Annotated in this window: 13 protein-coding genes; 6 read left to right on the top strand and 7 right to left on the bottom strand. The window is 43.7% G+C overall.

Going from position 1 to position 11,436, the window contains the following annotated elements:
- Positions 1-153 precede the first annotated feature (153 nt).
- From K5Q92_RS17790 to K5Q92_RS17775, 4 genes are read right to left on the bottom strand one after another with little or no spacing between them, the layout of a single operon-like run.
- Complete coding sequence (locus tag K5Q92_RS17790) at positions 154-750, bottom strand: TlpA disulfide reductase family protein (RefSeq protein ID WP_220770231.1); 597 nt, start codon at positions 748-750, stop codon at positions 154-156.
- Positions 747-1,214 (bottom strand): heme lyase NrfEFG subunit NrfF, encoded by a 468-nt coding sequence (gene nrfF / locus K5Q92_RS17785; protein ID WP_220770233.1) that lies wholly within the window; start codon positions 1,212-1,214, stop codon positions 747-749. The genes K5Q92_RS17790 and nrfF overlap by 4 nt, the downstream gene beginning before the upstream one ends.
- A gap of 11 nt (positions 1,215-1,225) precedes the next feature.
- A complete protein-coding gene (locus K5Q92_RS17780; RefSeq protein WP_220770230.1) occupies positions 1,226-1,780 on the bottom strand; it encodes a DsbE family thiol:disulfide interchange protein in 555 nt (184 codons plus the stop codon).
- A gap of 16 nt (positions 1,781-1,796) precedes the next feature.
- On the bottom strand, positions 1,797-3,776 hold the full coding sequence (locus tag K5Q92_RS17775) for a heme lyase CcmF/NrfE family subunit (RefSeq protein WP_220770229.1): 1,980 nt from the start codon (positions 3,774-3,776) through the stop codon (positions 1,797-1,799).
- 431 nt (positions 3,777-4,207) lie between these two features.
- Here K5Q92_RS17775 and ccmI point away from each other — a divergent pair, with 431 nt between their 5' ends.
- The gene (gene ccmI / locus K5Q92_RS17770; RefSeq protein WP_220770228.1) at positions 4,208-5,461 is read left to right on the top strand and encodes a c-type cytochrome biogenesis protein CcmI; all 1,254 of its coding nucleotides are present in this window, start codon (positions 4,208-4,210) and stop codon (positions 5,459-5,461) included.
- A gap of 245 nt (positions 5,462-5,706) precedes the next feature.
- Here the strand turns inward: ccmI and K5Q92_RS17765 are convergent, their stop codons facing one another.
- Complete coding sequence (locus tag K5Q92_RS17765; RefSeq protein WP_220770227.1) at positions 5,707-6,000, bottom strand: cytochrome c5 family protein; 294 nt, start codon at positions 5,998-6,000, stop codon at positions 5,707-5,709.
- A gap of 320 nt (positions 6,001-6,320) precedes the next feature.
- Here K5Q92_RS17765 and ccmA point away from each other — a divergent pair, with 320 nt between their 5' ends.
- Genes ccmA through ccmE form a run of 5 tightly spaced genes read left to right on the top strand, consistent with a single transcriptional unit; the run spans position 6,321 to position 9,100 of the window.
- Positions 6,321-6,971, top strand: coding sequence for a cytochrome c biogenesis heme-transporting ATPase CcmA (gene ccmA / locus K5Q92_RS17760; RefSeq protein ID WP_220770226.1), 651 nt, complete (start codon positions 6,321-6,323; stop codon positions 6,969-6,971).
- Between the two features lie 9 nt (positions 6,972-6,980).
- Complete coding sequence (ccmB, locus tag K5Q92_RS17755; RefSeq protein WP_220770225.1) at positions 6,981-7,667, top strand: heme exporter protein CcmB; 687 nt, start codon at positions 6,981-6,983, stop codon at positions 7,665-7,667.
- Between the two features lies 1 nt (position 7,668).
- Complete coding sequence (gene ccmC, locus K5Q92_RS17750) at positions 7,669-8,415, top strand: heme ABC transporter permease CcmC (protein WP_220770224.1); 747 nt, start codon at positions 7,669-7,671, stop codon at positions 8,413-8,415.
- The gene (gene ccmD / locus K5Q92_RS17745; protein ID WP_220770223.1) at positions 8,415-8,612 is read left to right on the top strand and encodes a heme exporter protein CcmD; all 198 of its coding nucleotides are present in this window, start codon (positions 8,415-8,417) and stop codon (positions 8,610-8,612) included. The genes ccmC and ccmD overlap by 1 nt, the downstream gene beginning before the upstream one ends.
- Entirely contained in the window at positions 8,612-9,100 is a 489-nt protein-coding gene (ccmE, locus tag K5Q92_RS17740) for a cytochrome c maturation protein CcmE (protein ID WP_220770222.1), read from the top strand. The genes ccmD and ccmE overlap by 1 nt, the downstream gene beginning before the upstream one ends.
- Positions 9,101-9,997: 897 nt before the next feature.
- Here ccmE and rplQ read toward each other — a convergent pair.
- Both rplQ and K5Q92_RS17730 read right to left on the bottom strand, forming a co-directional pair.
- A complete protein-coding gene (gene rplQ, locus K5Q92_RS17735; protein WP_028767957.1) occupies positions 9,998-10,390 on the bottom strand; it encodes a 50S ribosomal protein L17 in 393 nt (130 codons plus the stop codon).
- 39 nt (positions 10,391-10,429) lie between these two features.
- Positions 10,430-11,419 (bottom strand): DNA-directed RNA polymerase subunit alpha, encoded by a 990-nt coding sequence (locus K5Q92_RS17730; RefSeq protein WP_028767958.1) that lies wholly within the window; start codon positions 11,417-11,419, stop codon positions 10,430-10,432.
- Positions 11,420-11,436: the final 17 nt, after the last annotated feature.

The following is an 11,436-nucleotide window of genomic DNA, read 5'->3' as shown; positions in this document are numbered from 1 at the left end:
AGTGGATGCGCATTATAGGGAGATTTAAGACGAGCGCAAGGGGCTTTCTTAATTAAATGAGAATATTCGAATCAAATGCATAGTTATCAAACGATACGTACAAAAAAGGGGCTAAAAGCCCCATTTTATTATCATTATTCGTCTTCTTTTTACCTAATCAGCTTTGCTTGTCACTTTGCTTTGCTGCTGAGGTTGCTCCAAGAAGCTTTTAATAAGTGTCACCGCTTTATCATCATCCCAATCAACAAAGGTTCGAACGAAAGCGATTAACTCCCCTTCCCTATTCAAGATAAAGGTCGCTGGAATAGTATCTAAAGGAAATACGTGACCCAATTTCTGCTCTTTATCATAATAGGTATTGAAATCTTCCATACCTAATGACTTTAAAAATGGCTCTACCTGCTTATTACCTTCAAGATCGATAGAAACTGGTAGCACCTCAAAGTCATCCGATCCGATCTTAGCAGAGAAGCGACTTATAGCCGGTAACTCTCTTACACATGGAGGACACCAAGTGGCCCACATGTTTACCATGATAACTTTGCCTTTATACTGGCTAAAGTCGACGGCTTCACCTTTACTATCTTTAAAGGGAACGGCTTCAATTGGAAACGGCTTAGGTAAAACACTGATAAGATCGACGCTTGACTGAACTTGTCTTTCAGCTTGCTTTTCCATTCCAGGATAAGCCTGCGCCCCTGCAGCAACCAACATCGTTGCTGCGACTAGACCCACTATGGTCAATCTCATTTAGCGTCTCGCTTTAATAGACGATCTAATTCTTGCTGCTCTTCGGTAGATAGTTCTGGATTATTCGCTTCTGCTATACGCTGCTTGCGGATAAAGAAGAAACCAATCAAACCACCAAACAACAGAAGACCAATTGGACCTAACCAAAGAACGTAAGTCTTAGCTTCCATTCTCGGCTTATAAAGAACGAACTCACCGTAACGGCTCGTCATAAACTCAACGATTTCGTCATCGCCCTTACCTTCATCAACCATCTGGTAGACTTCTAAACGTAGGTCTTGAGCTACCGGGGAGTTAGAATCAATCAAGTTCTGGTTTTGACACTGTGGACAACGTAATGAGTGAGCAAGGCTTAATGCACGCTTTTGGTTATCAACAGACTTAAATTCATAAGTATCTACTGGCGTAGCATTAACGATAGATGCCATGCTTAGTAGCAATACTAGAGCCGAAAAGCCTTTCATTAATAATTTAATCACGATGCACCATCCTTCGCAGCTTCAGCTTGTAGCTGTTGAACCATAGGGTAAAGTGTTTCTTTCCATACGCGAGAATCAATTGGTCCCGCATAACGGTAACGAATAATACCTTTATGATCGACTAGGAAGCTTTCTGGCGCACCGTATACACCTAGGTCTAAACCTAAGCGACCGTCATGGTCAAAGATATTGATTGCATACGGGTTACCTTCACGGCTCAATTCTCGGATAGCAAGAGGTCGCTCATCACGATAGTTGATACCATAGATAGGTAGAATATTCTTACGTGCTAATGTCATCAGGAAAGGATGCTCATACTTACATGATGGGCACCAAGTTGCCCATACGTTAAGTAATCCTACTTTGCCTTTTAGTGTTTCATTAGTGACGATTTCACCTGACTTTTCCAAAACCTCTAACTGGAAAGCCGGGATCGGCTTTCCTTCTAGAGCAGAGTCGAGTTGCTGCGGGTTAAGGAAGAGTCCCTTATAAAGGAACACTCCCATACCTAAAACTACGACGAGTGGAATAAATAATACTAACTTTTTCATATTTACTCTGTTCCAATTAAGCCGTTGCTAACTTATCCGCTTCTTTAGCTGCCGTCTTTTCTGCACTCTTAGCTTTTACGCGATAGCGCTTATCAGACGCGGCGAAGAAACCGCCAACCATCATAAAGATCGAGCCAAACCAGATCCAGCGAACATAAGGCTTGTAGTTGATACGCACCGCGTATTCTGTACGACTAATTGGGTCGCCCATAGTCACGTAAAGATCTCGGAATAGACCCCAGTCAATACCGGCTTCAGTCATATCCATAGTACGGACGTTATATTGACGGCGATCAGGTCTTAGTAGAGTAACGTAATCATCACCCTCATAGACTTCGATTTGACCTTGTTGGGCCGTATAGTTAGGGCCAACAACATTCTTGGTTTCCACATAGTTAAAGGTATAACCAGCTAGCTCATGAGAGATACCAGGGCCCATACGAACACTCTTCTCTAATGAGTAGTTTGAAACCATAGTGGCACCAACAACTGATACGGCAATACCAAGGTGAGCGATGATCATACCCAGCTGACTGCGTCCAAGGCGGGTTAAGTCAATAGAGCCATCTTTAGTCTTAACTATGTTGTATGCAGCGCGGAATGTCATCAAGGTGACCCATACTGCCATACCGATACCGAATACTACCCAAACGTTAAATTGACCGTCAGCTAGGAAAGGTGCAGCTAAGCCAACTACCGCTGCAATCACAGCTGGTACGATTAACTGACGCTTCATTTCACCCGCTTTAGACTTCTTCCAGCGAATGACCGGGCCTACACCCATAAAGCCAAATAGAACTAGAACGATTGGAACGAATACAGCGTTAAAGTATGGAGGTCCTACAGAAATCTTACCCATACCTAATGCATCGATTAGTAGTGGGTATAGCGTACCTAGAAGAACTGTACCACAAGCAACCGTTAGTAATAGGTTACATACTAGAAGCATAGTTTCTTTAGACTTCAATTCGAAACGTGCTGGGCTGCGCATCTCACTTGCTCTGAAAGCAAATAGCGTGAGTGAACCACCAACAGCTAAACCAAGTAGTAACAGGATGAACATACCTCGACTTGGATCCGCGGCGAACGAGTGAACCGACGTTAACACGCCTGAACGAACAATAAAGGTACCAAGTAAGCTTAATGAGAAAGCGAAGATTGATAGTAGAACAGTCCAGTTACGGAATGCACCACGCTTTTCAGTTACAATCACAGAGTGAAGTAGTGCTGTACCAATTAACCAAGGCATGAAAGAAGCGTTTTCAACTGGATCCCAGAACCACCAGCCGCCCCAGCCTAGTTCGTAATATGCCCACCAAGAACCAAGTGAGATACCACCTGTTAGGAATACCCAAGCCGCTAGCGTCCATGGACGGCTCCAACGAGCCCAAGCAGAATCAAGACGACCACTCATTAAAGCTGCAATAGCGAAAGCGAAGCTTACCGCAAAACCTACATAACCTAGATAAAGCATTGGAGGGTGGAAGATCAAACCAACGTCTTGCAACATTGGGTTTAGATCGCGGCCTTCCATAGGGATTGGGAATAAGCGTTCAAATGGGCTAGACGTTAGCAACATAAACAGTGTGAAGCCGATAAGGATCATCGCTAATACTGCCAACACTCGGGCAGTAAAGACTTCTTCTAAACCTTTACTAAATAGAGCAACAGCAGCAGCCCAAGCGGCTAATGAGAATACCCAGAATAATAATGAACCTTCATGACCACCCCACACGGCAGCAATCTTAAAGAAGATTGGCAACTCTGAATTGGAGTGATGTGCTACATAAGCAACAGAGAAGTCATCGACTGCAAAACTATAGCCAAGTGCGATAACAGAGAAGAGAATAAAGAAGAACATTCCGTAACTTAGTGGCCACGCATAGCGCACTAGGTATTGGTCTTTACGTGCTACACCTACTAAAGGAACGATGGCTAACAGCATGGCGAATGCCAAGCCGATAATCAGCGAAAAGTGTCCTAATTCTGGGATCATGGGTTTTCCTCAGTCCTAAACCATGCTTGATTAAGCTTTCGCTGAATCATCGCATACGTGTTTACAATTAACACTATTAAAAGGTACAAATTTTAGCTCAGTTTAGTATTTGCTATTGTTAATGTCTGCCTATTTCGTACAAATATGGGTGACCTGTCTCATTCTTCCCCTATCTTATTAACAAACACACATAAACATCTGCATGTCACATTCAACCATATACTGAGCAAATTCAGTCGAATGTTAAGGTCTGACAAACAAAGTTCCCCTAAGTTTCGAGAAATTTTACAAATAGAATCAATCTGTGAACAAGCACTCAACTTAGAGTATTTAAGGTTATATTACTGTTCAATGAATAATCTTTCCGTATAATCTTATCCCTAGTTCAGCGGTGAAGCCGCTTTTTCGCAAACTAAAGTGAAATAGACATAATGACCACATTCTGGATTTTGATAGCCTCATTTCTACTGGTTAGCCTAGCGCTGATTTGGTTCCCACACTTCCGTCAACAGCGCATGCTAAGGACTGAAGAAGCCGATGTTCGTAAGGGCACTAACCTCGAACTATTCAATGAGAGACTTGCGACTTTAGAGAAAGAACTTCAAGAAGAGCTTCTTGATCAACAAGAGTTCGATGCTCTAAAGAAAGAACTTGAAATCAGCTTACTTCAAGATATGAAGCAAGGTGATGACGAGTCTTTAGTTAACAAGTTAAAGCCAAAAAGCATCTTGTGGCCGTCAGTTATGTCTGTCGTTGTTATCGGTGTCTGTGGCTATATGTACTCAACCTTGGGTGCTTATAAGAACCTAGATCAACCAATGACTGCCAACGACCCACACCAAGGCATGACTAATGAGCAGATCATGTCTCAGCGTGTCGAAATGATGGAAGCGCAAGCAAATGCTGAGCCTGAAAATAGCCAGCTTTGGTTTAGCCTAGGCCATGCTTACATCTCAGCAAACCGTTATGACGATGCGATCAAAGCATTCGATAAGACAATGGATCTTGTTGGTGTGCATGCCGAGCTACTAGGTCCTAAAGCAACCGCACTTTACTACCGCTCTAATCAAAAGATGACACCTACTGTTCAAGCGCTTGTTGATCAAGCGCTAAGCCTTGACCCAGAAGATCCTTCTACACTGTTGTTAGTGGGCATGGATTCATTCTTCACAGCGGATTACAAGAAAGCAATTGACGCATGGCAGCTAATTCTAGATAGCGACCGTACAGACGTAGACCGCGGCGCAATCATGAATGCTATTGATAGCGCAAAAATGAGAATGCAATCTGAAGGTATGATGCCAAATGATGAAGCTCATAAGAATGTGAAGCCTGACGCCACGGCTAAGACTGTGACTGTTGAAGTTTCTATCTCGCCAGAGTTACAAGCAAAAGTGGCCAGCACAGATATGCTATTTATCTTCGCTCGCTCAACTGAAGGTCCAAAAGTCCCTCTCGCAGCGACTAAGATCTCAGCAGAGTCTCTACCAGCAACAATTACCTTAGATGACAGCACTGGTATGGGTGGCAACACTAAGCTAAGCGATGCCAAAGCCGTTGAAATCATCGCTGTACTATCTAAGCATGGCAGTGTGAGAGCACAAACTGGCGACATCCAAGGCAAACTTGCTATGATTAAAGTTGGTGACACTGGCCAACTAGTACTAGACACACAAGTTCAGTAATAATGAACATCAAATTTAAAAACCGGCATTAGCCGGTTTTTTTATCTTTATCGAATGGCAAATGCCATTATCCCTACAACGATGCCGTGATCATCCTAGCTTAGGTGTCTGCTACAAGCCCCTTACAATACACCTAACACTGCAAACACAATCAAGCTCTTCATCTAAACATCTATTGATTTGAGAGTAAGTAATAGCCACAAAAAAACCGGCCTCAGCCGGTTTTTTTTGATGTCTAATAAAAATTACTTAGACATATACTCGATTGCATTCTTGTAATCTTCATCAGAGCAATCTGTACACATACCACCTGGTGGCATGGCATTTAGGCCAGACTTAACTGTAGATACTAAAGCGTCCATACCTTTAGCTAGGCGCGGTTCCCATGCTGCAGCATCGTGTGATTTTGGCGCACCAGCAACACCCATGCTGTGACATACTTGACATGCCTTGTCATATACCGCTTTACCATCTTGAGCAAGTGCGCTTGTAGACAGAGTCAAAGCTGCCACTGCAGTCAGTGCTAATAATTTTTTCATCTTATACTTTCCTAATGCAAATTCTAACAAAGCTCACGCTGCCCTCAAATTTTCGGCAGACTTGTTATAACCCCGCTAGGTTACTACAAAGTTCAACAAATGGCATCTTTTTGTGATATTAATCGCGTGAAAGGAGTTTTCACAAGACATAGTTCGCAAAAAGGTTAATATATTAGCAAATGTTTAAAAAGTTCATAGAAAATACACAATATTCGAACTACATCAAATTGCTGACACTTCGCGACAAGCAAGACTAAACGCTTGAAAGCGTATGTGTTAGTATCTCTTGTGTTTTCATACAGCTTGATATAGAGGGCTCAGTGGTAGAAAAATCAAAAGCAACAACACTGGTATCAGCTAATAACTTAACCTGCATCAGAGAAGAACGCATTTTATTTGACGAGCTTAGCTTCGAAATATCCGAAGGTGAAATCGTCCAAATCGAAGGCCCGAACGGCGCAGGCAAAACAAGTCTTTTGCGGATTATTGCTGGTTTATCTCGTCCCTATGCCGGACACATCAGCTTCAAGGGTGAAGACATTAATCGTTGTCGTGACGAGTACAATGACGCGTTATTGTATCTTGGTCACCTTGCAGGTGTTAAAAGCGAGTTAACGGCAGAGGAAAATCTTAACTTCAATTTAAGGATCAGTGGGTATGATGACTTCGATGCCCGTGAGATCCTTGCAAAAGTAAATCTCTCAGGTTTCGAAGAAGCGCTAGCAGGACACTTGTCAGCGGGTCAGCATAGACGAACAGCGCTTGCTCGGCTATGGCATACAAACTGTAAAATCTGGCTTCTCGATGAGCCTTTTACAGCGATCGATAAGAAAGGCGTAGAAGAGCTTGAGCACCTATTTTTAGCCCATGCAAAGCGAGGTGGTTGCGTAATATTAACCACACACCAAGACATGGGTGTGATTGGTGATGATATCTTACGTAAAATTCGTCTCGATTATCGCTTCGTATAAGGTTTGGCAATGAAAAAAGGTATCAGTTATACCAAGGCTTTTAGCACGCTACTAAAGCGCGATCTGCAAATTGCTGTGCGTCATCGCGGTGATATTTTTAATCCGCTATTGTTTTTTGTCCTCGTGGTGACACTATTCCCACTGGGTATTGGCCCCGAGCCACAAGTATTAACCCGTGTTGCACCAGGTATTATCTGGGTTGCGGCACTATTGGCATCCATGCTGTCTCTTGAACGTTTGTTTAAGGCCGACTATGCCGACGGTAGCCTTGAGCAAATGTTACTAAGCCCACAACCATTACCCCTAATGGTGTTGGCTAAAGTATTAGCACATTGGATTTTGACTGGCGTACCGCTAATTTTAGTGGCACCTTTATTAGCTGTGCTATTACATTTAGATAGCAATAGCTACGGAGCATTAATCGCAACACTAACTCTTGGTACTCCGGTACTGAGCCTATTAGGTGCAATAGGTGTAGCGTTGACAGTTGGATTACGTAAAGGTGGCGTATTATTAAGCTTGCTTATTCTGCCTTTGTATATTCCTGTATTGATTTTCGCTACCAGCGCTATTGATGCTGCTGGTATGAATTTACCCTATGATGGCCAACTCGCTATTATCGGCGCCATGTTGGTCGGTTCATTAACATTAGCACCTTTTGCAATTGGTGCATCCTTACGAGTGAGTACTAACTAAAATGTGGAAATGGTTACATCCATACGCGGATCCTGAACGCGCCTACAAACTCTCAGGCACCCTACTACCTTGGTTTGCCATGCTTGCCATCTCGTTTATTGGACTTGGTACAGTCTGGGGCTTAGTTTTTGCTCCTACGGATTATCAACAAGGTGACAGCTACCGAATTATCTTTATCCATGTTCCAGCAGCTTCTATGTCAATGGCGGCCTACATGGCGATGGCAACGTCATCTTTTATCGGCCTTGTTTGGCAGATTAAATCTGCTGATTGGGCAGCGGCGGCTATTGCACCAATTGGTGCAGTAATTACCTTTATCGCATTAATTACTGGTGCGACTTGGGGTAAGCCAATGTGGGGAACTTGGTGGGTTTGGGATGCACGCCTAACTTCTGAGCTAGTGCTCCTATTTTTATACTTAGGCGTTATCTCTTTATACGCATCGTTTGAAGATAAAGTCCTTGCCGCTCGCGCAGCAGGTATTTTGGCAATCGTTGGTGTAATTAACATTCCGATTATTAAGTACTCAGTTGATTGGTGGAGTTCACTACACCAGCCATCAACGATTAAGATCACTGAAAAGTCATCAATGCCTACCGAGATGCTATATCCATTACTGATAAACATCATGGGCTTCGGGTTAATGATTGGCGCGATTACATTAGTGAGATTTAGATCAGAAATTTTAGCACGAAATGGCATGCGTCCATGGGTTCGTGAACTTGCGAAGGCAGAGGGGGTCAAATAATGCAGTTCGACTCAATAAGTGAATTTATCAACATGGGCGGCTACGGATTTTATGTATGGCTAGCTTATGGTGTAACCTTTTTTTCGCTAGGAACCTTAGTTGTCCTTAGCGCTAGACAGAAACGTAAGGTGTTAGTAGAGATCGCTAAGAAGATCCAACGCGAAGAACGCCTTAAAGAAACTCGGAGTAACAAATAGTGAACCCAAGACGAAAGAAACGCCTTACCCTTGCTATAGCCCTCATTGGTGGTGTCGCAGCTATCGCTTCTTTGCTGCTATATGCGTTGAACTCTAACTTAAACTTGTTCTTTACTCCTACAGAGATTGTACAAGGCAAAAAAGATACTGGCGTAATGCCAGAGATTGGCCAACGTATTCGTGTTGGTGGCATGGTGACTGTAGGTTCAATGATCCGCGATCCTAACAGTCTTCATGTTGAATTCGCTGTACACGATGCTGCAGGCGGCGAGATCATCGTAACTTATGACGACCTATTGCCAGATCTTTTCCGCGAAGGACAAGGTATTGTTGCTCAAGGTGTACTGATTGAGTCAGGCAAACTAGAAGCTACTGAAGTTCTAGCTAAGCATGATGAAAACTACATGCCTCCTGAAGTTGCTGAAGCTATGGGTAAGTCACACGAAAAACTAGACTATAACGAAGAGCAAAAATCAGGCGGTTACTAAATTAGTCCAGATCCAATCTTCTAAAAAGCCTTCGTAATAGAAGGCTTTTTTGTATTCACAGCTCGCTTAGCTTAAATCAAGACCCACAGCCTACCTCAGAATACCTTTAGGCTTTTCCATTGAAGCCTCAGCCCAAACAGATAGACAGTTCAGAAATTGTTTCTGTTACCGATAATAGCGTTATAGCGTTGAACGACGCGCACTCTAAGCGCAAGAATGGAGCTCTACGCTCATTTTCTTAAACTGCGCCATCATTACACTCATTTCTCAACTTGTGCCTAACCAGCAGCTTCTAACGCGTTTAAAGGCTATACAAACAGCTATTCGTCACTCTACGATTAATACTGGCTTTAATTCACAACCAACCCTGCTGAATCCTATTTCCCTCCCCCTTGACCAATCAACTAAAGCAGGTGTAGAAGCAAGCAACGCCTCTCCAGAGCCATATAACGGCAACTATCTAATGAGCCTTAGCAAAATGAGTTCTAACTCAACTCTTAAAACTAAGCTATACCAACCTCCGTTAAAGCGAAAATGCTCTGTAGCTCGAGCGCAACAGCAACCTAAAGCTTCTTGCCCCAGCACCTTTATGTTGAGCAATTTAGCCAATTAATAAGTCGGCACAAGGTTAATCCAGTGAAAGCGGGATGACTTGTGGGATGAGCGAACCTAGTTGTACCACTGCATAAAATCGACTTACCTAGGCACTGAGGCGACGACTAAGGGATAGGGTTAAGCCGTGTCTGTAGTTGGGACTAACGAGAAGGATGATGAACAACTAGAGGATTGCCTAGCCTCGAACGAACAGTTAGAGAATAGTTGCAACTGGTGCAATAGGTGAATTTTAGGCATAAAAAAGGCCGAACATATGTTCGGCCTTTTAAAACTAAGACTTATTTACTCTGCAGTGTCTTCAACAGCTACTGCTGCTTCTGGACGACCTACTAGTTCAATATACGCCATTGGCGCTTTGTCACCAGTACGTAGACCGCACTTAAGAATACGGGTATATCCACCAGGACGTTCCTGGAAACGTGGACCCAATTCAGTAAATAACTTACCTACGACTTCAGCGTCGCGAGTACGTGCAAATGCCAAACGGCGGTTTGCTACACTATCACTCTTAGCAAGTGTTATCAGAGGTTCAACTACGCGACGCAGTTCTTTCGCTTTAGCAACAGTAGTTTTAATCACTTCGTGACGAACTATTGAGCAAGCCATGTTACGGAACATAGCTTGGCGATGACTGCTGTTACGGTTCAGTTGACGACCACTCTTACGATGGCGCATGACCTAATCCTTATTACCTATATCTGTACTAATCTGGACTTAAAGGTCGTCTGCTAAACTAGCTGGAGGCCAGTTTTCCAGACGCATACCTAACGACAGTCCGCGAGAAGCTAACACGTCCTTAATTTCAGTAAGAGATTTCTTACCTAAGTTAGGAGTCTTAAGCAGCTCAACTTCAGTGCGTTGTACCAGATCGCCGATGTAATGAATCGCTTCAGCCTTCAAACAGTTGGCTGAACGTACAGTTAGCTCTAAATCGTCGACAGGACGCAACAGAATCGGATCGAACTCCGGCTTCTCTTCTACTGGTGCAGTCTCAGTCACATCACGTAACTCAACAAACGCATCTAGCTGTTCGGCTAGGATGGTCGCTGAACGACGGATAGCTTCCTCAGGATCAATAGTACCGTTAGTGGTCATATCGATAACGAGTTTGTCTAAGTCTGTACGCTGTTCAACACGAGCAGCTTCTACATTGTATGCAATGCGAGCAACTGGCGAGAACGAAGAGTCAACCAACAAACGGCCGATAGGGCGATCATCGTCTTCGGTTTGTGCACGGGCAGAAGCCGGTACATAACCACGACCACGCTCTACGCGGATACGCATGCTGACATCATTGTTACCCGTCAAATGACAGATAACATGGTCAGGATTCATGATAGTAACATCACCATCATGCGTGATATCTGCTGCAGTAACAGGGCCTGCGCCTGACTTACTTAGTGTAAGCATAGCTTCGTCTTTCCCTTCGATAACTACCGCTAGACCTTTAAGGTTTAGTAGTATCTCTAGGATATCTTCTTGCACGCCTTCCTTGCTACTGTATTCATGCAGTACACCATCAATCTCTACTTCGGTAACCGCGCAGCCTGGCATAGACGACAATAGGATACGACGCAACGCGTTACCTAGAGTGTGACCAAAACCACGCTCTAGCGGCTCCAGTGTAACCTTGGCACGTGTTGGATTAACCTGCTCGATATCAACGAGACGCGGTTTAAGAAATTCTGTAACAGAACCCTGCATTGTGTCCTCTCTTTTGT

It is taken from the genome of Shewanella sp. MBTL60-007 (genome assembly GCF_019654915.1).
Taxonomy (GTDB): domain Bacteria; phylum Pseudomonadota; class Gammaproteobacteria; order Enterobacterales; family Shewanellaceae; genus Shewanella.
The sequence above is the reverse complement of the archived record's forward strand: the minus strand, read 5'-3'. Positions and strand labels throughout refer to the sequence as shown.